Raw genomic sequence first — 25252 nt, forward strand, 5'->3', positions numbered from 1 at the left:
GATAACGCCTAGTGGCGCTTGCCCGCCCCGTCGAATGGATATGGCTGTTGCCAGTGCGCGAAAATCGCTCGTAATTCACCACTGGCCACCAGTTTGTCCATACGCTGATCGAACAAGGCACGCAATGCCTTGCCCTCGGCGGTGCGGCCAAAGGCCAGGTACAGCGGCAGCTCGGCCAGGTGGCTGCGGCGGAACAATTCAGGCTTGGCAGCCTGACCGAGTACATTGTCGACTTCGGTCAGGGCATCGATATAGAAGTCGACACGATCATGCTCAAGCATCGGCAGGATCCCTTCCCGGCGCTGGATCTCACGGAAATGGCCGACATTGGGCAGGTAGTTCTTGTAGTCATAGCCGCGCACCCAGGCCAGACGGTATTGGCCGAGGTTCTGCTGGCTGGGGACCGGACGGCTGGCCAGGCCCAGGGCATAGATATGATCCATATCGAAATGCCAGCGCGGGTAGAGGTTGTCGGCGTTTTCTTCGTGATAGGAGCCGACCCAGGCATCCGCTTCACCGCGTTTGACCAGGCCTACCGCGCGGCTGTACGGCGCACCTTGGGTGCGGACCTTGACCCCGGCGGGTTCGAACACCTTGCGCAGCACGTCCCAGGCCAGGCCACTGCCATCGGCGTTGGTGTAGTCGAGCCACTCCTCACTGACCAGACGGACCTGGCCAGGCATCGCCAAGGGTGCGTCTGCCGCCTTGACCACACCCGCTGTCACAACCAGCAGCAACAGCAACAGCCGCCATCCCGTCATCGCCCCGCTCCCTCAGGTGAAACTCCATACCAGGACCTGCATGCCCAGCCAGGCAAATACGCCTGCCAGCACATCGTCGAGCATGATCCCGACCCCGCCATGGACATGACGGTCAACCCAGCGAATCGGCCAGGGCTTGAGGATGTCGAAGAAACGGAACATCAAGAAACCCGCCAGCAGCCAGAGCCAACCTTCTGGCACCAACCACAGGGTAATCCACATGCCGACCATTTCGTCCCAGACGATCCCTTCATGGTCGTGCACTTTCAGGTCATCGGCGACCTTGCCACACAACCAGACGCCGAACAGCATGGTCAGGCCGAGCATCAGCCAGTAGCCCCAGTCGGGCAGCATCTGCCACAACGGGATAAAAGGCAGAGCCACCAGCGAGCCCCAGGTTCCCGGCGCCTTGGGCAAGGTCCCGGAACCGAAGCCGAAGGCCAGGAAGTGCCAGGGGTTGCGCCAGACCGACGGCGGAACGAACTCCGCAGGCACCTGTTTGGGGTGATCGGTCACGGTGTCTCCTTAAAATGTTGATAGCCCCGGATCTGCGGGGTGATGTCTTGGCCGCAATCATCGAGCAGGCGCACGCCGCTGCCGGCACTGGCGCGCCCGACCACATGGATGGGCCAGCCGGCCGCCAGCAGGGGCGCCAGTTCGGCTTCGGGCAGGGTGAAGGCCAGGACGTAATCATCGCCCCCGGCCAGTGCCGCCTGTTGCGCGCCTTCGCGGCCGAGCAAAGCCTGCAGGGCAGCCGACAACGGCAGCCGCTCCAGCTCGACCTGCAATGCCAGGTGCGATGCCTTGGCGATATGCCCGCAATCGGCGAGCAGGCCGTCGGAAATATCCAGTGCCGCCGTAGCCTTGCCGAGCAACGCCTGGCCCAACGCCAGTTGCGGTTGCGGTGACCAGTAATGGCCAAGCAAGGGCTCGGCCTGGGCAGCATCGGCCAAGCGCTCACCCAGCACCAGCGTCAAGGCGCCTGCGGCATTGCCCAGATCGCCGCCGACGCAAAGCAGATCACCTGCCCGCGCACCGCTGCGGGTCAAGGCTTGGCCGGCCGGCACGCGGCCAAACACGGTCATGGTCAGGCTTAGCGGGCCACGGGTGGTATCGCCGCCAATCAGGCTCAGCTGGCAGTTTTCAGCCATCTGGTTCAAACCGCGGGCATAGGCTTGCAGCCAGTCGGCGCGAACCTCCGGCAGGGTCAGGGCAAGGGTAAAACCGATGGGCGTGGCGCCCATGGCCGCCAGGTCACTGGCCGCGACGGCCAGCGAACGCTGACCGAGCAGAAAAGGGTCGCAGACAGCCGGGAAATGCACCCCGGCCACCAGCGTGTCGGTGGAGATCGCCAGCTGTTCGCCCGGCGGCACGCTGAGCAAGGCGCAATCATCGCCAATGCCCAGCGCCACGCCTTCACCGCCTTGCGCACAGGACGCGGCGGCGAAGTAATGACGGATCAGCTCGAACTCACCCATTGGCACAGAGCGCCGCAATCAGCGCTTGAACGCCTTGACTTCGGCTTCACGCAGGCGTGGTGCCAGCTTGTCGAGCACACCGTTGACGAACTTGTGGCCGTCGGTGGCGCCAAACACTTTGGCCAGCTCCACACCTTCGTTGATCACAACGCGGTACGGGACATCGACGCGCATCATGAACTCCCAGGTGGACAGGCGCAGCACCGCCAGTTCAACCGGATCGAGCTCTTCAAGGGCCAGGTCCAGGCACGGCTTCAGTGCTTCGTCGATTTCGACTTTTTTCGCAGGAACCCCGTGAAGGATTTCGCGGAAGTAGGCGCCGTCGACATCGGTGAAATCGTTATCGACCCGGAACTGCGCTTCGATCTCGTTCAGCGACTGCTTGGCCATGTGCCATTGGTACAGGGCCTGAGTCGCGAGCTGACGGGCTTCGCGACGCTTGGCGCTTTTCGATGGCTTGCCAGCATCCGCAGGTTTTGGATCGCGCGGGTTGAAACGATCGCTTTCGTCGCTAATCACTTGGCCTCCAACTGCGCCAGCAGGCTGACCATTTCCAGAGCGGACAGGGCAGCTTCGGCGCCCTTGTTGCCGGCCTTGGTGCCGGAACGCTCAATGGCCTGTTCGATCGAGTCGACGGTCAGGACACCGAAGGAGACCGGCACGCCGAACTCCATGGACACCTGGGCCAGGCCCTTGGTGCATTCGCCCGCGACATACTCAAAGTGCGGGGTACCGCCACGGATCACTGCGCCCAGGGCGATGATCGCGGCATATTCGCTTTGCTGGGCGACTTTCTGTGCCACCAGCGGAATTTCGAAGGCACCCGGGGCACGGATGATGGTGATGTCGCTTTCGTTCACACCGTGGCGAACCAGGGCGTCAACGGCACCGCTCACCAGGCTTTCGACGACGAAGCTGTTGAAGCGGCCAACCACCAAAGCATAGCGACCTTTGGGGGCGATGAAGGTACCTTCGATGGTCTTCAGGGTCATTCCGGAGTTCTCATCTTAAAGAGCCAGGCCGCAAACGGGCGGCCTGTGGGGGTTTGGGACACGAATGGCAGCGCGACAAACCGCCTGCTTTATTCGGAGGGCACGTATTCTACAACTTCCAGATCGAATCCGGATATCGCATTGAACTTCATTGGCGAACTCATCAGGCGCATTTTGCGCACGCCGAGGTCACGCAGGATCTGCGAACCGGCACCAACGGTGCTGTAGGTGGTCGGGGTTTTCGCCTGCGATGCAGCATCGGCGCTCTCACGAATGTGCGCCAGCAGCACGTCGCCATCGAGCGGGTGACCGAGCAGCAGCACCACACCGCTGCCAGCGTCTGCAACGGCGCTCATGGCCGCGCGCAGGCTCCAGCGACCCGGTTGCTTGACCATCAGCAGGTCGCGCAGCGGGTCCATGTTGTGCACCCGTACCAGGGTCGGCTCTTCGGCGCAGATGTTGCCCAGGGTCAGCGCCATGTGCACGTCGCCCTCGACCGAATCACGGTAGGTGACCAGGTTGAAATGCCCCAGTTCGCTGTCCAGCGGCTGCTCGGAAACCCGCTGAACGGTACGTTCGTGGATCATCCGGTAGTGGATCAGGTCGGCGATGGTGCCGATCTTGATGTTGTGTTCGGCGGCGAAGGTTTCCAGTTCGGCGCGACGGGACATGGTGCCGTCGTCGTTCATCACCTCGCAGATCACCCCGCTCGGCTCAAAACCGGCCATGCGCGCCAGGTCGCAGGCAGCTTCGGTGTGGCCGGCACGGGCCAGGGTTCCGCCCGGCTGGGCCATCAACGGGAAGATGTGGCCAGGGCTGACGATGTCTTCGGCCTTGGCATCACGGGCGGCGGCCGCCTGTACGGTGCGTGCGCGGTCGGCAGCGGAAATGCCGGTGGTAACCCCGGTGGCGGCCTCGATCGACACGGTGAACTTGGTGCCGAAGCCCGAGCCATTGCGCGGCGCCATCAGCGGCAGCTTGAGCGTTTCGCAGCGCTCGCGCGACATTGGCATGCAGATCAGGCCGCGGGCGTGCTTGGCCATGAAGTTGATGTGCTCGGCCTTGCAGCACTCGGCGGCCATGATCAGGTCGCCTTCGTTCTCGCGGTCTTCGTCATCCATGAGGATGACCATTTTGCCCTGGCGGATGTCTTCGACCAGTTCTTCGATACTGTTGAGCGCCACTGGGCACCCCCTTTCAAATCAGGATTTCAGGTAGCCGTTGGCGGCCAGGAAACTTTCGGTGATACCGCTGCCTTTGCTCGGCTCGGCGGCCTTGTCACCCAGCAGCAGACGCTCCAGGTAACGTGCCAGCAGGTCGACCTCAAGGTTCACCCGACGACCTGGACGGTAGTCGGCCATGATGGTTTCGGCCAGGGTGTGCGGGACGATGGTCAGCTCGAACTCGGCGCCATCGACGACGTTCACTGTCAGGCTGGTACCGTCGACGGTGATCGAGCCCTTGTGGGCAATGTACTTGGCCAGCTCTTTGGGGGCACGAATGCGGAACTGGATGGCGCGGGCGTTATCGCTGCGCGACACCACTTCGCCAACGCCGTCGACATGGCCGCTGACCAGGTGACCGCCCAGGCGGGTGGTCGGCGTCAGGGCCTTTTCCAGGTTGACCCGGCTGCCGCTTTTGAGCTCGTTGAAGGCGGTGCAGTCGAGGGTTTCGCGGCTGACGTCGGCCCAGAAGCCATCGCCAGGCAGCTCGACCGCGGTCAGGCACACGCCGTTGACGGCGATGCTGTCGCCCAGCTTGACGTCGCCCAGGTCGAGCTTGCCGGTTTCGACATACACCCGCACGTCACCACCCTTGGGGGTCAGGGAACGGATGCTGCCAATCGATTCGATGATGCCGGTGAACATGGAGTCCTCCTCGAGAACAGGGCTGCGCGGGGCGCTAGCCGCAAATTATACGCCGGGCGCGGGCTTCGGCACGGCCGTGACTCGCCAGTCATCGCCTACCGCGCGCATTTCGGTGATCTGCAAATAGGGCGCCTGGCTCATGGTTTCCAGTGGCCAGTCGAGTAACGGCCGGGCACTGGAGCCGAGAATGCGCCCGGCGACAAAAATCTGGTACTCGTCGATCAGGCCTTGGCGGGCAAAGGCACCGACCAGGCCGGCACCGGCCTCGACCAGCACTTCATTGACCCCACGGGCTGCCAGCTCGAGCATCAATGCCGGCAAGTCGACGCGACCCTCGCTGCCGGGCAGGCGCAGCAGCTCGTGGCCGGCCTGGGCATAACGCGAGTCGGCTTCGGCGGCGGTTACCACCAGGGCCGGCCCGGCTTGAAAAAATGGCGCATCAAGCGGCACACGCAAACGGCCGTCGATCAACACCCGTAGCGGCGCACGGGCCAGGGCCAGCGCGGTGGTTTGCGGGTCCAGCCCGAGCTCGTCACCGCGCACGGTCATCCGCGCGTTGTCGGCCAGTACGCTTTCGGCGCTGGTCAGCACCACGCTTGAGCGCGCACGCAAGCGCTGCACCGCCGAGCGCGCCGCCGGGCCGGTAATCCACTGGCTCTCGCCACTGGCCATGGCCGTGCGCCCGTCCAGGCTCATCGCAAGCTTGGCCCGCACGAACGGCAGGCCGTGCTCCATGCGCTTGAGAAAGCCCGGGTTCAAGGTGCGGGCCTCGGCTTCGAGCACACCGCTGGCAACCTCGATACCCGCATCAGCCAGGCGCTTGAGGCCTTGGCCGGCAACCTGCGGATTAGGATCCTGCATGGCCGCCACCACCCGCGCCACGCCGGCCTTGACCAGCGCCTCGGCACAGGGCGGCGTGCGCCCGTGGTGGCTGCATGGCTCAAGGGTGACGTACGCACAAGCGCCACGGGCCAGCTCGCCGGCCTGGCGCAACGCGTGTACTTCGGCATGGGGTTCGCCGGCACGCACGTGCCAGCCTTCGCCGACGACCTGGCCGTCACGGACGATCACACAACCGACGCGCGGGTTCGGGTGGGTGGAGTACAGGCCCTTGCGGGCCAACTCGATGGCCCGGGCCATGTAGTGCGCATCAAGTACCGCGCGTTCGCTGGACATGCTCACTCTTTAGCCGGCACGCGGGCCAGGCGGTCGATTTCTTCACGGAACTCGTTGAGGTCCTGGAAACGCCGGTACACGGAGGCGAAGCGGATATAGGCGACCTCATCGAGCTTCTGCAGCTCGGCCATGACCAGTTCGCCGACGACCAGCGACTTGATCTCGCGCTCGCCGGTGGCCCGCAACTTGTGCTTGATATGCGCCAGCGCCGCTTCCAGGCGCTCGACACTGACCGGGCGTTTTTCCAGGGCGCGCTGCATACCCGCGCGCAGTTTTTCCTCGTCGAAGGGCTGGCGGCTGCCGTCCTGCTTGATCAGCCGGGGCAGAACCAGTTCGGCGGTTTCGAAGGTGGTGAAGCGCTCACCGCAGGCAACGCATTCGCGCCGACGGCGCACTTGCTCGCCCTCGGCAACCAGTCGCGAGTCGATGACCTTGGTGTCGTTGGCACCGCAGAAGGGACAGTGCATGGTGGCAGGCAACAAAAAAAGGGAGGGCCATGGTAGCGCATCCCACTGGCAAGACAAGCCAAAGGGGTTACCATCCAGTGAGGAAATATGCCGCGAAGGAATTCCCCATGCCATTAAGAGCGCTTGTCGTGCTCAGTTTTGCCGCCGTGCTGGCCGCGTGCAGCAGCGATAAACCCCAGCCTGCAGCGGCGCCCAAAGCCCCTGTAGCAAGCAAACCGGCCAAAGAGCTCGGGCCTTTGCCGGCCTATCAGCGCGAGCTGAGCGGGACCTTGCTCAATATTCCGGTGGGCGCCGAAGTCGAACTGGCCCTGCTGGTGATCGATGAACGGGGGCGCCCGCAAGGCCTGCTGGCCAGCAGCACGCTCAGCGGCAATGGCCTGGACCTGCCGTTTCGCCTGCGCTTCAACCCCGAGGCCTTCCCGGCCGGTGCGCGGGTCGAACTGCGTGGCCGCGCGAGCAAATCCGGGCAACTGATTCTGCACCTGCCGCCGCTGCGTATCGCCCAGGCCCAAACCCAGGCCACCGGCCCGTTGCGCTTCGAAAAGGCGCCATGATGGCACCGGCGCCGCTGCAACAGGCCTTGAGTGAACTGCTGGGTGACGCGCAACTGGTGGTCAGTGAACTGCCCGAGTGCGCGCTCAAGTTGTGGTTGATCGATGCCCAGAACATGGACCGCGCCTTCAGCGCCGAAGAAACCCGGCGCATCCTCCACGAGCCGCCGTACTGGAGCTTCTGCTGGGCCAGCGGCCTGGCCATGGCGCGCTATCTGGACCAGCATCGGCACTGGGTCGAGGGTAAGCGGGTACTGGACTTTGGCGCAGGCTCCGGCATTGCCGCAGCCAAGGCCGGCGCGCGTGAAGTGGTCGCCTGCGATCTCGACCCACTGGCGCTGCAGGCCTGCCGGGCCAATGCCGCGCTCAACGAAGTGGAACTGAGCTATTCCAGCGACTTCTTCCAGGAAGCCGACCGTTTTGACCTGATCCTGGTCGCCGACGTGCTCTACGACCGCGCCAACCTGCCGCTGCTGGATGAATTCCTCAGCCGTGGCCAGCAGGCCCTGGTGGCCGACTCACGGGTACGGGACTTCAGCCATCCGCTGTACCAGTCGCTGGGTGTGCTCGATGCCCTGACCCTGCCGGACCTGGCCGAGCCCCACGAATTCCGCCGGGTCAGCCTGTACCACGCCAGCCGCCAGCCTTTATAGTGATGCCATTCACGGATTTTCGAGAGTCGCGATGAACCCTGCTACCCCGTACATTTTCGACGCCACTGCCGCCGATTTCGATCAGTCGGTGCTCCAGAACTCTTTCCACAAACCGGTGCTGGTCGACTTCTGGGCCGAGTGGTGCGCACCGTGCAAGGCGCTGATGCCGCTGCTGGCGCAGATCACCGAGAGCTACCAGGGCGAACTGCTGCTGGCCAAGGTCAACTGCGATATCGAGCAGGACATCGTCGCCCGCTTCGGTATCCGCAGCCTGCCGACCGTGGTGCTGTTCAAGGATGGCCAGCCGGTGGACGGCTTTGCCGGCGCCCAACCGGAGTCGGCGATTCGCGCCCTGCTCGAACCCCACGTAAAACTGCCGCCACCCGCTGCCGCCGACCCGCTGGAACAGGCCCAGGCACTGTTTGCCGAAGGGCGCTTCAGCGAAGCCGAGAGCACCCTCAAGGCACTGCTCACTGAAGACAACAGCAATGCCGGCGCGCTGATCCTCTACGCCCGCTGCCTGGCTGAACGGGGCGAGCTGGGTGAGGCGCAGATCGTGCTCGACTCGGTCAAGAGCGATGAGCACAAGGCCGCCCTCGCCGGCGCCAAGGCGCAGCTGACCTTCCTGGGCCTGGCCGCCAACCTGCCGGAAGTCGCCGACCTGAAAGCGCGCCTGGCGCAGAATGGCGAAGATGATGAAGCCGCGTACCAGTTGTGCATCCAGCAGTTGTCGCGCCAGCAGTACGAGGCGGCGCTGGAAGGCTTGCTCAAGCTGTTCAAGCGCAACCGTGGCTATGACAGCGGGCTGCCGCACAAGACCTTGCTGCAGGTGTTCGACCTGCTGGGTAATGACCATCCGCTGGTCGGCACCTACCGCCGCAAGTTGTTTGCTGCCTTGTATTGAATTGATCACGGGGCAAGCCCGCTCCTACTGATTTTGTAGGAGCGGGCTTGCCCCGCGATACCCTTGTCACCCCAGCCAGTGATAAACCGGCGCGTCCGCCCCGCTTTCCACCTTCACCTCGGCACTGTGGCGCAGGCGCACCAGCAGCCGCTTGCCCGCCGCAGTATTGCCCGCCAACCCTTCCAGATGTTCAAGCAACTCCGGCCCGTTGAGCTGCCCGGCCTTGCGCAGCACCTCGCGCGCCGCCTGCCATAGCGCATCATCCGGCCGCGCCGCTGCCACGGGAGCGGTAGCCAGCGCTGGCGCTGGCGCCACAGCAGCCAACTGACCGCCCAGTTGCGCCCATTCCGCCGGGTCCAGCTCCAGGGTCAGGTCTACCGGCCAGTCGCCGATGTGTCCGCGAATTCGCATGGGGTTGTCCTTGTACGCAATCAATGGGCCCATGCTCCCACGCCAACGCCTCATCGCCAAGCACACTGGCGCGCGCCGAACAAGTTGTTATAACATTACCAAACCCATCCAGTGCCTCCGCGGAGTCCATCCATGCGTCGTCTGTTGCTTGCCTTGCCGTTTGCCTTGTTGCCCCTGGCCGTCGCTCATGCCCACGACGATCACGACCATGATCATGACCACGCCCATGGCAGCCTCGCCGCCCATGAGCACGGCGTCGCCCGCCTGAATGTGGTACTGGACGACAGGACCCTGGAGCTGGAGCTGGACAGCCCGGCGATGAACCTGGTGGGTTTTGAGCACCCGGCCACCAGCGTCGCCGACAAGGCCAAGGTCGCGAGTGTGCGCACACAATTGGAAAAACCATTGGCCCTGTTCGGCCTGGCCAAGGCGGCCAACTGCAGCGAAAGTGATCAGGCGCTGGAAAGCCCGCTGTTCGGCGACAAACCGGCAGCCGATGACGATGGTGACGAGCACGAAGGCCATGATCACAGTGAAATCCATGCCCATTACCGGCTGGCCTGCGACAATCCTGGCGAGCTCAAGAGCCTCGACCTGAGCCCGTTGTTCAAGGCCTTCCCTGCCACCCAGAAAATTGCGCTACAACTGATCGGACCGAACGGCCAGCAAGGAGTCGAAGCGACCCCGGCCAAGGCCACGATCAACTTCTGATAGCCCTTTTGCAGCGAAACGCCCGGGGTAACCCGGGCGTTCATTTATGAGCCAGGCACTGATTGAACTGACCGACCTGGGCTTTGCCTGGCCGGGCCAAGCCCCCTTGCTGGATATTCCCGCCCTGCGCCTGGACGCTGGCGAATCGCTGTTTCTCAAAGGCCCCAGCGGCAGCGGCAAGACTACCCTGCTCGGCCTGCTCGGTGGCGTGCAAAAGCCCGATCGCGGCAGCATCCGCCTGCTCGGCCAGGACTTGAGCGAATTGAAGCTGGCCGCCCGCGACCGCTTCCGGGTCGATCACACCGGCTACATTTTCCAGCAGTTCAACCTGCTGCCGTTCCTCTCGGTACGGGAGAACGTCGAACTGCCCTGTCGCTTCTCGCGCAGCCGCGCGCAACGCGCCGCCGAGCGCCACGGCAGCATCGACCAGGCCGCCGCCAGCCTGCTCGCGCATCTGGGCTTGAAGGACCCGGCGCTGCTCGCGCGCCGTGCCGACAGCCTGTCGATCGGCCAGCAGCAGCGTGTCGCCGCCGCCCGGGCATTGATCGGCCAGCCGGAACTGGTGATCGCTGACGAGCCGACGTCGGCCCTCGATGCCGACACCCGTGAAGCCTTCATCCGCCTGCTGTTCGCCGAGTGCCGTGCGGCCGGCTCCAGCCTGCTGTTCGTCAGCCACGACCAGAGCCTGGCGCCATTGTTCGACCGTCAGTTGTCCCTTGCCGAACTCAACCGCGCGGCGCAGCCGGGCAACGACCTGGAGGCCTGATGTACCTGCTCCGCCTTGCCCTGGCCAGCCTGGCCAACCGCCGCTTCACCGCGTTTTTGACCGCCTTCGCCATCGCCCTGTCAGTCTGCCTGCTGCTGGCGGTCGAGCGGGTGCGCACCGAAGCCCGCGCCAGTTTTGCCAGCACCATCAGCGGCACCGACCTGATCGTCGGCGCCCGTTCAGGTTCGGTGAACCTGCTGCTGTACTCGGTGTTTCGCATCGGCAACGCCACCAACAACATCCGCTGGGAAAGCTTCGAGCACTACGCCAGCGACAAACGGGTGAAGTGGGCCATCCCCATCTCCCTGGGCGATTCGCACCGCGGCTACCGGGTAATGGGGACCGACGCGCGCTACTTCGAGCACTACCAGTACGGCCGCAAGCAGAACCTGCAACTGGCCGAAGGCCGAGCCTTTGCCAGTGATCCGTTCGAGGTGGTGCTGGGTGCTGAAGTGGCCGACGCCCTGCACTACAAACTTGGCGACAAGCTGGTGCTGGCCCATGGTGTGGCGGCCATCAGCCTGGTCAAGCACGACGACAAGCCCTTCACCGTGGTCGGCGTGCTGCAACGCACCGGCACCCCGGTCGACCGTACCCTGCACATCAGCCTGGGCGGCATGCAAGCCATCCACATCGACTGGCACAACGGCATGCCGGCCCGTGGTGCCGGGCGTATCAGCGCCGAGCAGGCACGCAACATGGACCTCAAGCCCGCAGCCATCACCGCCTTTATGCTGGGCCTGAACAACAAGGTGGCCACCTTCAGCCTGCAACGGGAAATCAACGACTACCGCGGCGAACCGCTGCTGGCGATCCTTCCGGGCGTAGCCCTGCAAGAGCTCTGGAGCCTGATGGGGACTGCCGAGCAGGCGCTGTTCGTGGTCTCGCTGTTTGTGGTGCTGACTGGCCTGATCGGCATGCTCACGGCGATCCTCACCAGCCTCAATGAGCGGCGCCGGGAAATGGCCATCCTGCGCTCGGTGGGCGCCCGCCCCTGGCACATTGCCGGGCTGCTGGTGCTCGAAGCGCTGGCCCTGGCGCTGGCGGGTATCGTCGCCGGGCTGGGCTTGCTGTACGCCGGCATCGCCCTGGCTCAGGGCTACGTGCAAGCCAACTACGGCCTGTTGCTGCCCCTGGCCTGGCCCAGCGCCCACGAGTGGGCCCTGCTCGGCATCATTCTTGGCGCCGCCCTGCTGATGGGCAGCGTGCCGGCCTGGCGCGCCTATCGTCAGTCACTGGCCGACGGCCTGTCCATTCACCTGTGAGCACTTCGATGACCCGCGCCCTGCTGCTGTCACTGCTGTTGATCGCCGCCCCTTCATGGGCGGCCGAACCCCGTACCCTGGAATGGCAGCAACTGATCCCGGCCGGGGCGCCGGTGATCCAGCCGCAGTTGGCGCCGCTGCACGACCTCTCGCAGTTGAGCGATGCCCTGGCCGCGGAAGCGGCGCCAGCAGCGCGGCAAACCGCACCGAATGCCCCGGTGGTCAAGGCCCTGGATGGCCAACAGGTAAAACTGCCGGGCTATATCGTGCCGCTGGAAGTCAGCGAGGCAGGCCGCACCACCGAGTTCCTGCTGGTGCCCTACTACGGCGCCTGCATCCATGTGCCGCCACCGCCATCGAACCAGATCGTTCACATCTTCAGCGAGATCGGGGTGAAGGTCGAAGACCTCTACCAGCCTTACTGGATCGAAGGCCAGATGCAGGTCAAGGCCACCAGCAGTGAGCTGGCCGATGCCGGGTATCAGATGGAAGCCGAGAAAATTTACGCATACGAGCTAGAATAAATGGCCGCTTGCAGGGCTTTAGCGATTTCATTGAGCTGAATCAAAAATCGCCGTCCGTCAGCTCCTTACCATTGGACTCATTAAATTCTAAACGTCCTTTGGGAGCTTCCATGAACAAGTCCTTGCTTGGCGCCTCGCTCGTTGCTCTGGCGCTTGCAGCCCCTGTTGCCCACGCCCACCAGGCTGGCGACTTCATCCTGCGTGCCGGCGCGATCACCACCGCTCCCAACGAAAACAGCGGCGACATCAAGCTAGACGGCACCAAGATGTCCGGCACCAAGGCAACCCTGGACAGCGACACCCAGCTGGGCCTGGCCTTCGCCTACATGCTGACCGACCACATCGGCCTCGAGCTGCTGGCCGCCACCCCGTTCCAGCACACCGTTGGCGTCAAGGGCCTGGGCGCTGGCCTGGACGGCAAGCTGGGCGACATCAAGCAACTGCCACCGACCCTGTCGCTGCAGTACTACCCGATGGAAGCTTCGTCGAAGTTCCAGCCTTATGCCGGTATCGGTCTGAACTACACCATGTTCTTTGACGAAGACCTGAGCAGCAACCGCAAGGCTCAAGGCTTCAGCAACATGAAGTTGAAAGATTCGGTCGGCCTGGCGGGTCAGTTGGGCATGGACTACATGATCAACGACAACTTCCTGATCAACGCCGCGGTCTGGTACATCGACATCGACACCAAGGCCACCATCGACGGCCCAAGCGCCCTGGGCGTCGGCAAGACCAAGGTCGACGTGGATGTCGATCCATGGGTCTACATGGTTGGCGTGGGTTACAAGTTCTAAGCGTCGTCTAAACGCACATCGCGGGGCAAGCCCGCTCCTACAAAGACAGGTAGGAGCGGGCTTGCCCCGCGATGCTTTTCAGCGTCCTAGCAGACGCGCCAGCCCGACCACCAATGGCGTCGGCTCGGGAACGTCAAAGCGCATCAGCAAGCGCTGATTGTTCGCCCGCGAATGGCGAATGTCACCCGAACGCGCCGGCCCGTAGCTGATCGCTGGCAGATCACCGAGCACCGACTTCAGCGCCGCCAGCAACTGGTTCAATGAAGTTGCCTGATTCAGGCCAATGTTCACCGCCCCCTCTGCGACTGCTGCCATCTCCAGTGCCTGGACCATTACCGTGACCAGATCGCCGACATAAAGAAAGTCGCGGGTCTGCTCGCCATCGCCAAACAAGGTTATCGGCGTACCGTTCAAGGCACGCTCGCAGAAAATGCTGATGACCCCGGAATATGGCGAGGACGGATCCTGGCGTGGGCCGAAGATATTGAAGAAACGGAACACCACCGGTTCCAGACCATGCTGGCGACGGTAGAAGTCCAGGTACTGCTCACTGGCCAGCTTGTCCACGGCATAAGGCGTCAACGGCGCCTTGACGGTGTCTTCATCGATTGACTGACCCTCGCCGTTGTTGCCGTAGACCGCGGCGCTGGAGGCAAACAGCACGCGCTTGATGCCGTTCAGGCGCATGGCCTCGCAAACATTGAGGGTGCCGATGAAGTTGCTCTGGTGGGTTTTCACCGGGTCATCCACCGAGGCCTGCACCGAGGCGACAGCGGCCAGGTGCACGACAGCCTGGCAACCGGCCGCAGCGCGTTTGACCAGTTCGGCATCGGCGACATCGCCTTCGACCAGTTGCAGACGTGGGTTGTCCATCTGCAGGTTGCTGCGCTTGCCGGTCGACAGGTCGTCGAGGATGCGCACCGCATAGCCTTTTTCCAGCAGCGCATCGCTGAGGTGGGAACCAATGAAGCCGGCACCGCCGGTGATCAGAATAGGGGCATCAGCCATGACGATAGAAACGATCCAGTAAGGGCGGCAAACCGGCGCGCCAGGCGCGAGGCTTGATGCCAAAGGTATGGAGAATTTTCTTGCAGGCCAGCACGGCATGCTGCGGTTCTTCACTGGCGTCCGGGCGCGCGGCGTGGGCCTGCGCAGTCGGTGCCTGGACCGCCAGCGTATGCAACTGGGCAGCTTCAGTGAGGATAGCCTGTCCCAGCGCCAGCGGCGTGGTCGCCTCGTTGCCGGCGTAGTGATAGGTACCCCACAAGGGTGCGGCGCAATCGAGCTGCTTGAGCACTGAAAGGATGACCCGCGCGGCGTCATCCACCGGTGTCGGGTTGCCACGCCGGTCATCGGCCAGCAACAACTCCTGCGGTTGCTCGGCGCGGGTCAGAAAGCGCCCGAGCACACCATCAATGCTCTCATCAAGGACCCAGCCAAAGCGCAACAGCACATGTTGCGGGCAGGTGGCGCGCACGCTCTGCTCGATGCGCCACAGGGCCTGGCCACGCAGGCCCAACGGCACCGGTTCGTCCTTCTCGCTGTAGGCGGTGGCCCGCGAGCCATCGAAGACCCGGTAGCTGGACGGCTGGACAAGAATGATGTTGTGGTGCTGACACAGTTCGGACAGGCGCTCGACGGCGCGCTCCTGCTGGGCCAGGCGCTGCTCGCTGACCGCTTCGGCCTGGAACCAGTCGAAATAGTAGGCCAGGTTGATCAGCGCATCGGGGCGGGTATCGTCGAGCAGCTGGGTCAGGCTGGCCGGATCCCAGCCGCTGTCCGGCGGGCGTGGCGCCAGAAAGCCGATATCTTCCTCGGCCCCGAGTCGAATCAGCGCTTGCCCGAGGGCACTTCCACCACCCAACAGCATCAGGCGCATTCGCATAGAGTCAGCAGGTCCGATCAGATTATTGGAAGAAAGCCTTCATTTTGCGGTTTCCGGCAGGGGAAGTCCAACACAGGGGTGCGCAGCTCGCGCGGCATTGCGTCAAGGCTGAAGAATATTCTGCACTTACACAAATCCGGAAACTGCCTATACTGCGCCCGGAATTAGCTGACTGCCCTGAATGGATTAACCAGGAGGATAGTTAGCTTATTCGTTCGCCGGAGGCCAGACGCTCAGCCTGACACCCGGCCGGCACGGATTGCCAGATAAAACCAATAACAAAGGAATGTTTCCCATGCAGGATTCGGAAGTCGCGTACCTGAAATTCGATCAGGACCAGGCCCGCACGCTGGCTGCTGCCAGCCAGTATCTCGCAGACCTCGGCGGCCCTCAGGCACCCGGCGTCGCCAGCCAGGCCCGCCAGTGGGCGCAGCGCCTGCAGCCTATCCTCGATGCCAGCCAGAAAGCTGTTCTGCAACGCTTTGCCGATGGCCAGCTGTCAGCCCTGATGTGTTCGCAGATGACCTGCCCGGGGAGCGACCCTGTGCCCGAACACCTGCCGCAACTGGCCACCCTGGCCCAGAGCGAACGCTGCCTGTACCTGGCCTCGCGTAACCAGTTGCTGCTGGCGCTGGCGAGCTTCCGTGCTTTTGCCTTCGATATCGATAACGAGGGCCAGATCGTACGCCTGGTCGGTAACTTCAAAGGTGGCGGCAGCGTGCCCCGGCCCGGCGAGGAGCACAACACCCGGATCGAACTCAGCTCTCACGCCGGACTGCGCCTGGGGCCGCACACCGAAGCCCCCTACAACTGCTCGGTTGTCGCCCGTGAAGGCCGCTCGCCCGCCCCCTCGGCGCTGATCCTCTCCGCCCGCTGGAACCCGGCCAACGAACCGACCCGGATCATCCCGCTGCGCGGCATCCTCGAACAATTGGGCAGCCTGCATGCACTGGCGCTGACTTCGGCGTCCTTCGACTTCACCCGCAGCGACTGCTTCGTGGCCGGCCAAGGCGATGCCGGCAAGGCCACTACCATGCTGCAATTCGATCCCAATGGCGGTTTCAGCCTGCGCTACAACTCGTATCGTTTCTCGCTCAACGATCACGCCAGCGACGCTGCCGCCCGCGCATTCGACGCCTTCCAGGCCCTGGTCAGGGACGCCCAGCCCTTGCCGTTCGTGCTCCAGCCCGACACCGCATTGCTGGTCAACAACAACCGCGCCCTGCACGGGCGCGACATTCTCCAGGACAACCGGCGCCTGCTGGTGCGCCTGTTCGGGTACTCGCGCTTCGCGAGCCCGGTAGTGCTCAATGACGACCCGCTGCTGGTGCGTGGCTGAACAAGGAAACCACCCAGATGATGGAAATTGATATCACCCTGTTGCTGACCCTGGCGTCGGTGGCGCTGATGGCCGGCTTTTTCGACGCCATCGCCGGCGGTGGCGGCCTGATCACCCTGCCGGTGCTGTTCGTTGCCGGCATCGACCCGCTGGCGGCGATCGCCACCAACAAGTTCCAGGCCGCATCGGCCACGGTCTCGGCCACGGTTGCCTTCGCCCGCAAGGGCATGATCGACTGGAAGCGCGGCCTGCCGATGGCCGCCATGTCGTTTGCCGGCGGCGCCCTGGGGGCGTTGTCGGTCAGCCTGGTGCCCAAGAGCTTCCTACAGGCCTGCGTACCGGTGTTGCTGATCCTGGTGGCCGCCTACTTTGCCTTCAGCCCCAAGCCGGACGAGCAGCAGCGCAAGGCGAGGATTTCGATCAGCCTGTTCTGCCTGGCGGTGGCGCCTGTGATCGGCTTCTACGACGGGGTGTTCGGCCCGGGGGTGGGTTCGTTTTTCATGGTTGCCTGCGTGATCCTGCTTGGCCAGCCGATGCTACGTGCGGTATGCAACAGCAAGCTGCTCAATGCCGCCTGCAACCTCGGCGCGCTGTCGGTGTTTTCGCTCAGCGGGGCCATCGTCTGGCCCCTGGCCCTGGCGATGGCCTGCGCGGCCTTCGTCGGCGCGCAACTGGGGGCTCGCTGCGCGGTGCATTTCGGTCCTAAACTGATCAAGCCGCTGCTGGTCTGCGTATGCTGCATCATGGCTCTCAAGCTGTTGCTCAGCACCGGCAACCCACTTGGCGAATGGCTGCATCATCAGTTCCTCTAGGCGGTGTCCATGCACCTTGAAACGATTTCGACGCAACGCTCCACCTGGCAATACGATGAACCCGCGCCGGCTGCCGAGCGCTTCATCAGCGAAACCTTCGACGGCTTCCAGCAACAGGCGCGGCTGCTGATACCCGATCAGGAGCGCGCCGCGCCACTGTTCGTGATCGGTGGCGCGCGCTCTGATTTCACCCGCCTCAACCCGCTGCTGTATCGCTTGCAACAGCAGGGTATCGGCTCGCTGACCGGCAACCTCTCAGGCCACAGCCTGGCGGCCGAGCCCGGCGCGCCACAGCCGTCGCTGACCACCAACCTGGAGGAGGCGCAGCGCTTTCACCGGCATATCGCCGAGCATTGCCAGACCCTGCTCGGCCACAGCCTCGGCGGCGCCATCGCGCTGAAACTGGCCGCGCAAACACCGGCCATCGACAAGCTGGTGCTGATCTGCCCGGCGGTTTACCCGGATGCCGCCCACCAGGCGCCCTTCGGCCCGGCCTTCACCGAGGCGATCCGCCAGCCCTACGGGTTTCTCGACTGCGACAGCTACGAATTCCTGCGCAAGTTCCAAGGCCGGGTGCTGCTGGTGATCGGCGAGTTCGACGGGCTCAACTCCAGGGCTTACGGGCAAGGCGAAGGCACCTCGGCCGGCACCTTGTGGCTGGCCGGCGCCCAGCGTTACAGCCCGATCCCCGAAGAAGTCACCCAGGCCCTGCTGCGCGCAGTGCCGGCGCCGCACCTTGAGTGCCTGCTGCTGACCGACTGCGATCACGGCATCGCCGCGCACCTGCGTGACAAGCCGGCCGTGGCCGATCAGGTGGCGCAGGTGGTGGCGGAATTCATTCTCGGCTGAGCGCGGTTACTCGATCTCGAACAGGCCGTTGCGGATCGGCCCGGCGCTCAGGCGCTCGCGTACATCGTCGTCGATCCGCGGGTCGTCCGGGCGGTACAGCTTGACCTGGCGGTAAGCGCTGATGCGGTTGATCTCGGGGCCCAGGTACTCCCACACCACCCGGGTGCAGGCCGGGGTGCGTCGGTCACCGCTGGAAACCCCGGTCTTGAGGCCGTTGAGGCGGGTGATGCGGCTCTTGAAGCTGGGGATCAGGATGGTCTGGCTCATCTCGTTGACGGTCAGCGATTCGTAGTCGAGCAAAAACAGGCGGTCCTGCAGCTGGAACGCCGCACCCAGGTAGCGGCAACGCACCCAGTCTTCGGCCTGCACATCGGTGCTGCTGGAGCGCTCCTGACGTTCCTGGCGCTCGAACAAAAAGCTGCCGCGCTCCTCACGCAGGTGCACCAGCGACAGCAGGATCGAGCCCGGTACCGACATGCAGTTGGAGTATTCGAAGTAGTAACCGCAGTAGCGCGACAGGTTGCCGGCATGTTCGCGCAACGGCCGCAGCAGTTCGACCAGTGGGTCATCCTGGCTTTGCACAAGGTTGATGGCGCTGCGGGCACCGATCAGGCGGGCGAACTGTTCCGGTGGCAAACCCAGCTCGTAATCCTCGACACCGAAAAAATCGCCGATGCGCTTGAGGTTGTATGCCGTCGGCTGGCTCTGCCCGCTCAGGTACTTGTTGAACTGCGCGCGGTTGATCGACAGCTGCCGGCAAACTTCCGAGATAGAGCGGTAGTGGCTGCAGGCAAGCTTGAGATTGGTGCCGAGATATTCGCTCATGTGAGCCGTTCCAGGTGATGCGACAGGCGCCAGTTTAGCATCAAGTCGCATCAACTGAGAGCAACCCGCGAAATTGTAACCAACCTTGTCATGACCAACCATGCGCCCCCATGGATACGGCGCATCGACGCCGGCCTGTCGTCTTTCATGCGAAGAATAAGAATCGAGGTATTACATGCTCGAAGCGCTCAACGATTTCCTCTCGGGGAAACTCCTCATCGTGCTTATCGTCGGACTCGGCAGCTATTTCACCCTGCGCTCCCGTTTCGTCCAGTTCCGCCATTTCGGCCACATGTTCAGCGTCTTCAAGGAATCCCTTCGCGGCCAGGCAGGCCAACTGAGCTCGTTCCAGGCGCTGATGCTGAGCCTGGCAGGCCGTGTCGGTGCCGGCAACATCGCTGGTGTCGGCATTGCGGTTACCCTGGGCGGCCCGGGTGCGGTGTTCTGGATGTGGGTCACCGCACTGGTGGGCATGTCCAGCAGCTTTTTCGAGTGCACCCTGGCCCAGGTTTACAAGCGTAGCGACGGTGATGGCCTGTACCGTGGCGGCCCGGCCTACTACATCCAGCACGGCCTGAAGCTGCGCTGGATGGCGGTGGTGTTCGCAATCCTGCTGCTGGTGACCTATGGCTTCACCTTCAACGGCCTGCAGTCCTACACCGTGACCCACTCGCTGCAGAACGCTTTCGGCTTCGAGCCGCAGTACACCGGTATCGCCCTGGCCGCTCTGCTCGGCCTGGTGTTCATCGGTGGCATCAAGCGTATTGCCTCGGTGTCCGATCTGCTGGTACCGGTCAAGACCCTGGCTTACATCGGCGTCACCCTGTACGTGATCTTCACCCAGATCGAACACGTACCGGCCATGCTCGAGACCATCATCAAGAGCGCGTTCGGCCTTGATCCGGCGTTTGCCGGCCTGCTCGGCAGCGCCATTGTCATGGGTGTGAAGCGTGGCGTGTTCGCCAACGAAGCCGGCCTTGGCAGTGCCCCCAACGTCGCCGCCGTCGCGGCGGTACGCCACCCGGCGGCCCAGGGCGTAGTTCAGGCCTTCTCGGTGTTCCTCGATACCTTCGTGATCTGCACCTGCACCGCGCTGCTGATCCTGCTCTCGGGCTTCTACACCCCAGGCTTCGAAGGTGACGGCATCGCCCTGACCCAGAACTCCCTGGCCGCAGTGGTCGGTGACTGGGGGCGGATCTTCGTCAGCGTGGCCCTGTCGTTGTTCGTCTTCACCTGCATCCTCTACAACTACTACCTGGGTGAAACCAGCCTGCAGTTCTTCACCCGCAATCGCCTGGTGCTGCTGGCCTACCGCGGCCTGGTACTGCTGCTGATCCTCTGGGGCTCGGTGCAAAACCTGTCGACCGTGTTCGCCTTTGCCGACATCACCATGACCTGCCTGGCGTTCGTCAACCTGGTGGCCCTGGCCCTGCTGTTCAAGGTCGGCCTGCGCGTGATGCGCGACTACGACGAACAGCGCCGCGCCGGTATCGCCCAGCCGGTGTTCGATGCGTCGAAGTTTTCCGACCTCGACCTGGACCCGCAAGCCTGGCCGGTCAAGCCGGTTGCTGAAGCCGAGGCTGAAGTGGCTGTCGGTCAGGCTCAGACCCAGCGCTGATCCATACTGCAGAAAAAGCCGCCCCGTTCGTGGGCGGCTTCTCCCTCCCCCGCTTTTCTCTCACCTGCCCGGAAATTTCTCATGCGTGCAGTCAAGAACCTTCTAGTCCTGTACACCGGCGGCACCATCGGCATGCTGCAAACCCCGCAAGGCCTGGCGCCAGCCGGTGGCTTCGACGCGCGCATGCGAGAGCACTTGCAGCAACTGGCCGACGCACCAATGCTGAACTGGCGCCTACGCGAACTACGGCCGTTGATCGACAGCGCCAACATGCAACAAGGCAACTGGCTGGCGATGCGTGAGGCGATTGTCGACGCGGTCGAGCGCGATGGGCATGACGGCATCCTGTTGCTGCACGGCACCGACACCCTGGCCTACACCGCAGCGGCGCTGTCGTTCTTGTTGCTCGGCCTGCCGGCACCGGTGCTGTTGACCGGCTCGATGTTGCCGGCCGGCGCCCCCGACAGCGATGCCTGGGACAACCTCTGCGGCGCCCTGCGGTTGATGGCGACCGGTATCGAGGACGGCGTGCAGCTGTATTTCCACGGCCAGCTGCTGCATGGCGCGCGGACCTCGAAGCTGCGCAGCGAAGCGTTCGATGCCTTCGCCGCGCTGGCGCGTGAGCGCAATGGGCAACGTGCCGAGTCGATCCCGGCCTGCCTGGACTACCGTCAGGTGCGCCAACCGGTAAACCTGATGGTGTTGCCGGTGTTCCCGGGGCTGCAGGTCGGTCATCTGCGCAGCCTGCTGGCCAGCGGCGTCCAGGGCCTGCTGCTGGAATGCTATGGCAGCGGCACCGGGCCGTCGGACGATCAGGACCTGCTCGATGCGTTACACGACGCTCGCCAAGCTGGAGTATTGATTGCAGCGATCAGCCAGTGCCCGGAAGGCGCGGTGCACTTCGATACCTATGCGGCCGGCAGCCGCTTGCGCGATACCGGCCTGGTCAGTGCCGGCGGCATGACCCGCGAAGCTGCGCTGGGCAAGATGTTCGCCTTGCTCGGTGCCGGGCTGGATGTGCAGGCGGCGGAGCACTGGTTCGCCCTGGACCTGTGCGGCGAACGCGCGCAGTAGAAAATGGCGGAAGGCAGCGGGAGTCGAACCTGCCCGGGAACGGCTGCCGTCCCCAACCGGGTTTGAAGCCCGGCCGCGCCACCGGGCGCGATTGCCTTCCTTGTACGGATTACTGCCCGGGCGATTGCGCCAGGGCATTGTCGGCGCGGATCTGCCGCCGATCACCAACACGCCGGGTCAGGCCGATGCGGTCGAAGTACTCGAGTATCTGCACGCTGCGTTTGCGGCCGATCCCCAAGACATCGCGAAACGCTGCGACCTGCACCACCGGGTCATCGCTGGCCAGCTGCAAGAGCATAGCCGCCATTTGCCGGATCGTGGCCTCAGGATAGAACAGATCGCGCACCACCTGATGCACCTGCCCCAATCGGCCGAGCTTGCGCAGCAGCACCCGCACCTCGGCTTCATCGACGGATAACGCCTTGGCCAGGTCACGTACCCAGGGGGGATCGAAGGCGCCGTCCACCAGCAACGGCTGCAACTGGCTCCACAGCAATGCATCCGCATCGCTAAGACGTATTCGATGTTCCGGCAAATGCAGCCACGGCCCGCTGCTACTCATCCTGTTGGCGGCGAGCAACTCATCCACCAGGCTGATGAATGCCGGACGCTCCAGCGCCAGGGCAACAAAGCGGCGCAAGCGGTCACGATCAGGGCCAAGCTGATCCGGTTCCTGCGTGTGGAAGCGCGCCAGCCCCTCCAACACTGAGTTTTGCAGCGCCTGCCAATGCTCACGGGTGAACAGCAGCGGGCCTTGCCGGGTGGCGATCACCTGGGCATTGGCGGGCAACTGCCAACTGCTGCGCAGGCGGTTGAACTGACGCTCCAGGCGCTGTGGATCAAGCCCGCCATCATCACAGGCGAGCAGCGCTGGCAAGGCCTGCTCCAGGCTGTCGGCGCTCGCCAATGCCTGCAGCTGGGCCAGGCGTGCCTCGCTGCGGCGCTGGCGAGCAGGCGCAAAGGGATCGAGCACGCGACCACCGCCAAGGGTGCGCTGCGCACGCTGATCCCGCAGCACCAAACGATCACCGTGCACCGCTTGCAGCGGCGCGTTAGTGAGCAACTGAGCGAACATGCGCGCGCCCGGCAGCAACTGCTCGCCTTGCAACAAGGCCACCCGGGCCGTGACATCCTGGGTGCCCAGGTGCACATGCACCGGGCTGAAATGCTCGAAGGCGCGCAGTTCGCTGGCCAGCAGCTGCAGCTCGATATCCAGGCGCTGGGTCGGCGCATGCAGCCACTCGGCGAGCAGCCAGTCGCCGCGGTGAACATGCTCAAGCTGCAGGCGCTCGGCGCTGATGTTCAAGGCGACCCGCTGCCCGGCATGAGCTTCGGTGGCCGGCTGGTTCTGCGCATGCAGGCCGCGCACCCGCACCGGCTTGCCGGTTTTGCCCAACAGCAAGGTGTCGCCCAGTTGCACACGCCCATCCAGGGCGGTACCGGTGACCACGATGCCCGCTCCGGCCACCGCAAAGGCGCGGTCGATGGCCAGGCGAAACCCGCCCTCGCGGCTGCGCTGGCTGACTTCACTCTGGGCCGCCAGCAAGGCCCGGCGCAGCGGTTCGATACCTTCGCCGGTCACGCTGGAAACCATGAACGGCGCCGCGCCCGCATAAGGCCCGGCGGCCAGCAACACGCTGACCTGGGTCTGTACCTCCTGCACGCGCTGCGGCTCGACCCGATCGCACTTGCTGATCACCACCAGAGCACGCGCAATGCCCAGCAGTTCGACAATCGCCAGATGCTCGCGAGTCTGCGGCATCACGCCGTCATCGGCGGCCACTACCAGCAGCACCAGGTCGATACCCTGGGCGCCAGCGAGCATGTTGTGGATAAAGCGCTCGTGGCCAGGCACGTCAATGAAACCGGTTAGCGGTGCGCCAGGGGTCAAGGCGGCATAGCGATAACCGAGGTCGATGGTCATGCCACGCTCACGCTCTTCCCGACGCTGGTCGCCGGCCTGGCCGGTCAAGGCTTCGAGCAGGGCGGTCTTGCCGTGATCGATATGCCCGGCGGTACCGACGATCACACCTGCACCTGCGGCAACTGCAACTGTGGCAACTGCGCCAGCCAGCCGGCTTCGTCATCCAGTTGGCGCAGGTCCAGCCACAGGGCATCGTCATCGATGCGCCCGAGCACCGGAAGCGGCAGGGCCCGCAACGCGGCTTCCAATCCATGCAAGGCGCGCCCACGCAGGCGCTTGGACACCTGCGGGCGTACACACAAGGCCGCGCTCGGCAAGCGCGCCACCGGTTGGCTGCCACTGCCGATCATGCCCAACGCAGGTTCTGCGCTGACCGCCCACTGTTCGCCCAGCGTTTTTGCCAATGCCGGCGCCAAGCGTTCAGCCTGCTGGAGGATTTCGGCCTGTGGCCGGGTCAGCAGGCGCAGGCTCGGCAAGCGCGCGGCCAATTGGTCCGGGTTGCGGTACAGGCCCAGCACAGCTTCGAGGGCCGCAAGGGTCAGCTTGTCGACTCGCAAGGCGCGTTTGAGCGGGTTCTTCTTGATCCGCGCAATCAAGTCCTTGCGCCCGACGATGATCCCCGCCTGGGGCCCGCCCAGCAGTTTGTCGCCGCTGAAGGTGACGATATCGGCGCCATCGGCCAGCGCCTGGCGCACAGTAGGTTCGGCCGGCAGGCCCCAGCGGGTGAGGTCGAGCAAACTGCCGCTGCCCAGGTCCTCCAGCAACGGCAAAGCGTGGCGATGGGCCAACTGCGCCAGTTCTGCCGTCGGTACCTGGGTGGTGAAGCCCTGGATGCTGTAATTGCTGCAGTGCACGCGCATCAACAGGCCGCTGCGGGGGCCGATCGCCGCTTCGTAATCGCGGGCGTGCGTGCGGTTGGTAGTCCCCACCTCATGCAGCTTGACCCCGGCGCGGGCCATGATGTCGGGAATACGAAAAGCGCCGCCGATCTCGATCAGTTCGCCGCGGGAGATGATCCCTTCCTTGCGCGCCCCCAGGCTGTTGAGCGCCAGCAGGACGGCAGCGGCATTGTTGTTGACCACGGTGACGGCCTCGGCACCGGTGAGTTCGCGGATCAGGCCTTCGATCAGGTCATCACGGTCGCCGCGCTTGCCACTGGCCAGGTCGAATTCAAGGTTGAGCGGGTAGCGGGCAGCCAGTTGCACGGCGTCGATGGCCTCCTCGGGCAGCAAGGCCCGCCCCAGGTTGGTGTGCAACACCGTGCCGGTGAGGTTGAACACCCGGCGGACCTGGCTGCGGTGCTGGGCAGCAAGGCGCTCAGCAGCCCGGCCCAGCAGCACGGGGGCGGCCAGCTCGGCGGCATCCAGTTGACCGAGCCTGACATCGTCGCGCAGGTCGTCGAGCAGTTGGCGCAGGCTGGCCAGGACCGCATCGCGGCCGTAGCGGTCGACCAGCGCAAGGCTGGCGGGGTGGCGCAACAGGGTGTCGATGGAGGGTAGGCGGGTCGGGAGCTTGGCGAGGTTGGACGACATTCAGACGGTTCTCAACTTCAGCGTTGACCTAGTGGGAGCTGGCTCACCAGCGATGGCGTCACTACCGTCCTGG

The 25252-nt window shown here is 64.3% G+C and carries 28 protein-coding genes and 1 tRNA gene; 13 read left to right on the forward strand and 16 right to left on the reverse strand.

What is annotated here, in order from left to right; translation table 11 throughout:
- Positions 1–8: 8 nt before the first annotated feature.
- The 9 genes from KHO53_RS07395 to nrdR form a co-directional block, all read right to left on the reverse strand.
- Positions 9–761, reverse strand: a complete 753-nt coding sequence (locus KHO53_RS07395) for a substrate-binding periplasmic protein (RefSeq protein ID WP_010222847.1) — start codon at positions 759–761, stop codon at positions 9–11.
- A gap of 12 nt (positions 762–773) precedes the next feature.
- Positions 774–1277: a phosphatidylglycerophosphatase A family protein gene (locus KHO53_RS07400; protein ID WP_036996998.1), complete on the reverse strand. Its 504-nt coding sequence runs from the start codon at positions 1275–1277 to the stop codon at positions 774–776.
- Entirely contained in the window at positions 1274–2239 is a 966-nt protein-coding gene (gene thiL, locus KHO53_RS07405; RefSeq protein ID WP_213570150.1) for a thiamine-phosphate kinase, read from the reverse strand. Before thiL ends, KHO53_RS07400 begins: the two co-directional genes overlap by 4 nt.
- 18 nt (positions 2240–2257) lie before the next feature.
- The gene (gene nusB / locus KHO53_RS07410; protein ID WP_010222843.1) at positions 2258–2758 is read right to left on the reverse strand and encodes a transcription antitermination factor NusB; all 501 of its coding nucleotides are present in this window, start codon (positions 2756–2758) and stop codon (positions 2258–2260) included.
- Complete coding sequence (gene ribH / locus KHO53_RS07415; RefSeq protein WP_010222842.1) at positions 2755–3231, reverse strand: 6,7-dimethyl-8-ribityllumazine synthase; 477 nt, start codon at positions 3229–3231, stop codon at positions 2755–2757. Before ribH ends, nusB begins: the two co-directional genes overlap by 4 nt.
- Positions 3232–3320: 89 nt before the next feature.
- A complete protein-coding gene (ribBA, locus tag KHO53_RS07420; protein WP_010222841.1) occupies positions 3321–4415 on the reverse strand; it encodes a bifunctional 3,4-dihydroxy-2-butanone-4-phosphate synthase/GTP cyclohydrolase II in 1095 nt (364 codons plus the stop codon).
- 18 nt (positions 4416–4433) lie between these two features.
- The gene (locus KHO53_RS07425; RefSeq protein ID WP_010222840.1) at positions 4434–5099 is read right to left on the reverse strand and encodes a riboflavin synthase; all 666 of its coding nucleotides are present in this window, start codon (positions 5097–5099) and stop codon (positions 4434–4436) included.
- Between the two features lie 45 nt (positions 5100–5144).
- Positions 5145–6275 carry a bifunctional diaminohydroxyphosphoribosylaminopyrimidine deaminase/5-amino-6-(5-phosphoribosylamino)uracil reductase RibD gene (gene ribD / locus KHO53_RS07430; RefSeq protein ID WP_213570151.1) on the reverse strand — a complete coding sequence of 377 codons (1131 nt, stop codon included), beginning with the start codon at positions 6273–6275 and terminating at the stop codon, positions 5145–5147.
- Positions 6276–6277: 2 nt separating this feature from the next.
- Positions 6278–6742: a transcriptional regulator NrdR gene (gene nrdR / locus KHO53_RS07435; protein WP_010222838.1), complete on the reverse strand. Its 465-nt coding sequence runs from the start codon at positions 6740–6742 to the stop codon at positions 6278–6280.
- Positions 6743–6849: 107 nt separating this feature from the next.
- Between nrdR and KHO53_RS07440 the strand changes: the two genes are divergently transcribed.
- The 3 genes from KHO53_RS07440 to trxA are packed head-to-tail and all read left to right on the forward strand — an operon-like array spanning position 6850 to position 8850.
- The gene (locus KHO53_RS07440) at positions 6850–7296 is read left to right on the forward strand and encodes a hypothetical protein (RefSeq protein WP_026001297.1); all 447 of its coding nucleotides are present in this window, start codon (positions 6850–6852) and stop codon (positions 7294–7296) included.
- Positions 7296–7946: a class I SAM-dependent methyltransferase gene (locus KHO53_RS07445; protein WP_213570152.1), complete on the forward strand. Its 651-nt coding sequence runs from the start codon at positions 7296–7298 to the stop codon at positions 7944–7946. Before KHO53_RS07440 ends, KHO53_RS07445 begins: the two co-directional genes overlap by 1 nt.
- A gap of 31 nt (positions 7947–7977) precedes the next feature.
- Entirely contained in the window at positions 7978–8850 is an 873-nt protein-coding gene (gene trxA, locus KHO53_RS07450; RefSeq protein ID WP_036997004.1) for a thioredoxin, read from the forward strand.
- Between the two features lie 66 nt (positions 8851–8916).
- Here the strand turns inward: trxA and KHO53_RS07455 are convergent, their stop codons facing one another.
- Entirely contained in the window at positions 8917–9261 is a 345-nt protein-coding gene (locus tag KHO53_RS07455; RefSeq protein ID WP_010222834.1) for a hypothetical protein, read from the reverse strand.
- 132 nt (positions 9262–9393) lie between these two features.
- On the opposite strand from KHO53_RS07455, the gene KHO53_RS07460 reads away from it, so the two are divergent.
- The 5 genes from KHO53_RS07460 (at position 9394) to KHO53_RS07480 (ending at position 13321) form a co-directional block, all read left to right on the forward strand.
- Positions 9394–9972 (forward strand): DUF2796 domain-containing protein, encoded by a 579-nt coding sequence (locus KHO53_RS07460; protein WP_100782792.1) that lies wholly within the window; start codon positions 9394–9396, stop codon positions 9970–9972.
- Between the two features lie 46 nt (positions 9973–10018).
- Positions 10019–10738 (forward strand): ABC transporter ATP-binding protein, encoded by a 720-nt coding sequence (locus KHO53_RS07465; RefSeq protein ID WP_010222832.1) that lies wholly within the window; start codon positions 10019–10021, stop codon positions 10736–10738.
- Positions 10738–12003 (forward strand): ABC transporter permease, encoded by a 1266-nt coding sequence (locus KHO53_RS07470; protein WP_159389224.1) that lies wholly within the window; start codon positions 10738–10740, stop codon positions 12001–12003. Before KHO53_RS07465 ends, KHO53_RS07470 begins: the two co-directional genes overlap by 1 nt.
- A gap of 8 nt (positions 12004–12011) precedes the next feature.
- Positions 12012–12527, forward strand: a complete 516-nt coding sequence (locus tag KHO53_RS07475; RefSeq protein WP_036997008.1) for a DUF3299 domain-containing protein — start codon at positions 12012–12014, stop codon at positions 12525–12527.
- A gap of 110 nt (positions 12528–12637) precedes the next feature.
- Positions 12638–13321, forward strand: coding sequence for an OmpW/AlkL family protein (locus tag KHO53_RS07480; protein WP_010222829.1), 684 nt, complete (start codon positions 12638–12640; stop codon positions 13319–13321).
- Between the two features lie 78 nt (positions 13322–13399).
- Here KHO53_RS07480 and KHO53_RS07485 read toward each other — a convergent pair whose 3' ends face one another.
- Together KHO53_RS07485 and KHO53_RS07490 are read right to left on the reverse strand one after the other, a co-directional pair.
- Complete coding sequence (locus KHO53_RS07485; RefSeq protein ID WP_213570153.1) at positions 13400–14329, reverse strand: NAD-dependent epimerase/dehydratase family protein; 930 nt, start codon at positions 14327–14329, stop codon at positions 13400–13402.
- Complete coding sequence (locus KHO53_RS07490) at positions 14322–15206, reverse strand: sugar nucleotide-binding protein (protein WP_010222827.1); 885 nt, start codon at positions 15204–15206, stop codon at positions 14322–14324. Before KHO53_RS07490 ends, KHO53_RS07485 begins: the two co-directional genes overlap by 8 nt.
- Before the next feature lie 295 nt (positions 15207–15501).
- Here KHO53_RS07490 and KHO53_RS07495 point away from each other — a divergent pair, with 295 nt between their 5' ends.
- The 3 genes from KHO53_RS07495 to KHO53_RS07505 are packed head-to-tail and all read left to right on the forward strand — an operon-like array spanning position 15502 to position 18206.
- Positions 15502–16545 (forward strand): TauD/TfdA family dioxygenase, encoded by a 1044-nt coding sequence (locus tag KHO53_RS07495; RefSeq protein ID WP_213570154.1) that lies wholly within the window; start codon positions 15502–15504, stop codon positions 16543–16545.
- Between the two features lie 17 nt (positions 16546–16562).
- Positions 16563–17357 (forward strand): TSUP family transporter, encoded by a 795-nt coding sequence (locus tag KHO53_RS07500; RefSeq protein ID WP_010222825.1) that lies wholly within the window; start codon positions 16563–16565, stop codon positions 17355–17357.
- Between the two features lie 9 nt (positions 17358–17366).
- Entirely contained in the window at positions 17367–18206 is an 840-nt protein-coding gene (locus KHO53_RS07505) for an alpha/beta hydrolase (protein ID WP_010222824.1), read from the forward strand.
- A gap of 6 nt (positions 18207–18212) precedes the next feature.
- Here KHO53_RS07505 and KHO53_RS07510 read toward each other — a convergent pair whose 3' ends face one another.
- On the reverse strand, positions 18213–19031 hold the full coding sequence (locus tag KHO53_RS07510; RefSeq protein WP_010222823.1) for a helix-turn-helix domain-containing protein: 819 nt from the start codon (positions 19029–19031) through the stop codon (positions 18213–18215).
- Positions 19032–19206: 175 nt separating this feature from the next.
- Between KHO53_RS07510 and KHO53_RS07515 the strand changes: the two genes are divergently transcribed.
- Together KHO53_RS07515 and KHO53_RS07520 are read left to right on the forward strand one after the other, a co-directional pair.
- Positions 19207–20649 (forward strand): alanine/glycine:cation symporter family protein, encoded by a 1443-nt coding sequence (locus KHO53_RS07515; protein WP_036997017.1) that lies wholly within the window; start codon positions 19207–19209, stop codon positions 20647–20649.
- A gap of 81 nt (positions 20650–20730) precedes the next feature.
- Positions 20731–21723 carry an asparaginase gene (locus KHO53_RS07520; RefSeq protein WP_036997019.1) on the forward strand — a complete coding sequence of 331 codons (993 nt, stop codon included), beginning with the start codon at positions 20731–20733 and terminating at the stop codon, positions 21721–21723.
- Positions 21724–21727: 4 nt separating this feature from the next.
- Here the strand turns inward: KHO53_RS07520 and KHO53_RS07525 are convergent.
- From KHO53_RS07525 to selA, 3 genes are all read right to left on the reverse strand, one after another.
- Positions 21728–21823, reverse strand: a tRNA-Sec gene (locus KHO53_RS07525).
- 9 nt (positions 21824–21832) lie between these two features.
- Complete coding sequence (gene selB, locus KHO53_RS07530; RefSeq protein ID WP_213570155.1) at positions 21833–23752, reverse strand: selenocysteine-specific translation elongation factor; 1920 nt, start codon at positions 23750–23752, stop codon at positions 21833–21835.
- Entirely contained in the window at positions 23749–25179 is a 1431-nt protein-coding gene (selA, locus tag KHO53_RS07535) for an L-seryl-tRNA(Sec) selenium transferase (protein WP_159389227.1), read from the reverse strand. Before selA ends, selB begins: the two co-directional genes overlap by 4 nt.
- Positions 25180–25252 lie beyond the last annotated feature (73 nt).

It is taken from the genome of Pseudomonas sp. RC2C2, assembly GCF_018390435.1.
GTDB lineage: Bacteria > Pseudomonadota > Gammaproteobacteria > Pseudomonadales > Pseudomonadaceae > Aquipseudomonas > Aquipseudomonas donghuensis.

What these genes read in the sequence shown, in the direction of transcription:
- KHO53_RS07395 (WP_010222847.1), bottom strand. Translation starts at nt 761, where the DNA reads ATGACGGGATGGCGGCTGTTGCTGTTGCTGCTGGTTGTGACAGCGGGT.
- thiL (WP_213570150.1), bottom strand. Translation starts at nt 2,239, where the DNA reads ATGGGTGAGTTCGAGCTGATCCGTCATTACTTCGCCGCCGCGTCCTGT.
- ribH (WP_010222842.1), bottom strand. Translation starts at nt 3,231, where the DNA reads ATGACCCTGAAGACCATCGAAGGTACCTTCATCGCCCCCAAAGGTCGC.
- KHO53_RS07425 (WP_010222840.1), bottom strand. Translation starts at nt 5,099, where the DNA reads ATGTTCACCGGCATCATCGAATCGATTGGCAGCATCCGTTCCCTGACC.
- ribD (WP_213570151.1), bottom strand. Translation starts at nt 6,275, where the DNA reads ATGTCCAGCGAACGCGCGGTACTTGATGCGCACTACATGGCCCGGGCC.
- nrdR (WP_010222838.1), bottom strand. Translation starts at nt 6,742, where the DNA reads ATGCACTGTCCCTTCTGCGGTGCCAACGACACCAAGGTCATCGACTCG.
- KHO53_RS07440 (WP_026001297.1), top strand. Translation starts at nt 6,850, where the DNA reads ATGCCATTAAGAGCGCTTGTCGTGCTCAGTTTTGCCGCCGTGCTGGCC.
- KHO53_RS07445 (WP_213570152.1), top strand. Translation starts at nt 7,296, where the DNA reads ATGGCACCGGCGCCGCTGCAACAGGCCTTGAGTGAACTGCTGGGTGAC.
- trxA (WP_036997004.1), top strand. Translation starts at nt 7,978, where the DNA reads ATGAACCCTGCTACCCCGTACATTTTCGACGCCACTGCCGCCGATTTC.
- KHO53_RS07455 (WP_010222834.1), bottom strand. Translation starts at nt 9,261, where the DNA reads ATGCGAATTCGCGGACACATCGGCGACTGGCCGGTAGACCTGACCCTG.
- KHO53_RS07460 (WP_100782792.1), top strand. Translation starts at nt 9,394, where the DNA reads ATGCGTCGTCTGTTGCTTGCCTTGCCGTTTGCCTTGTTGCCCCTGGCC.
- KHO53_RS07465 (WP_010222832.1), top strand. Translation starts at nt 10,019, where the DNA reads ATGAGCCAGGCACTGATTGAACTGACCGACCTGGGCTTTGCCTGGCCG.
- KHO53_RS07470 (WP_159389224.1), top strand. Translation starts at nt 10,738, where the DNA reads ATGTACCTGCTCCGCCTTGCCCTGGCCAGCCTGGCCAACCGCCGCTTC.
- KHO53_RS07475 (WP_036997008.1), top strand. Translation starts at nt 12,012, where the DNA reads ATGACCCGCGCCCTGCTGCTGTCACTGCTGTTGATCGCCGCCCCTTCA.
- KHO53_RS07480 (WP_010222829.1), top strand. Translation starts at nt 12,638, where the DNA reads ATGAACAAGTCCTTGCTTGGCGCCTCGCTCGTTGCTCTGGCGCTTGCA.
- KHO53_RS07485 (WP_213570153.1), bottom strand. Translation starts at nt 14,329, where the DNA reads ATGGCTGATGCCCCTATTCTGATCACCGGCGGTGCCGGCTTCATTGGT.
- KHO53_RS07490 (WP_010222827.1), bottom strand. Translation starts at nt 15,206, where the DNA reads ATGCGAATGCGCCTGATGCTGTTGGGTGGTGGAAGTGCCCTCGGGCAA.
- KHO53_RS07495 (WP_213570154.1), top strand. Translation starts at nt 15,502, where the DNA reads ATGCAGGATTCGGAAGTCGCGTACCTGAAATTCGATCAGGACCAGGCC.
- KHO53_RS07500 (WP_010222825.1), top strand. Translation starts at nt 16,563, where the DNA reads ATGATGGAAATTGATATCACCCTGTTGCTGACCCTGGCGTCGGTGGCG.
- KHO53_RS07505 (WP_010222824.1), top strand. Translation starts at nt 17,367, where the DNA reads ATGCACCTTGAAACGATTTCGACGCAACGCTCCACCTGGCAATACGAT.
- KHO53_RS07510 (WP_010222823.1), bottom strand. Translation starts at nt 19,031, where the DNA reads ATGAGCGAATATCTCGGCACCAATCTCAAGCTTGCCTGCAGCCACTAC.
- KHO53_RS07515 (WP_036997017.1), top strand. Translation starts at nt 19,207, where the DNA reads ATGCTCGAAGCGCTCAACGATTTCCTCTCGGGGAAACTCCTCATCGTG.
- KHO53_RS07520 (WP_036997019.1), top strand. Translation starts at nt 20,731, where the DNA reads ATGCGTGCAGTCAAGAACCTTCTAGTCCTGTACACCGGCGGCACCATC.
- selA (WP_159389227.1), bottom strand. Translation starts at nt 25,179, where the DNA reads ATGTCGTCCAACCTCGCCAAGCTCCCGACCCGCCTACCCTCCATCGAC.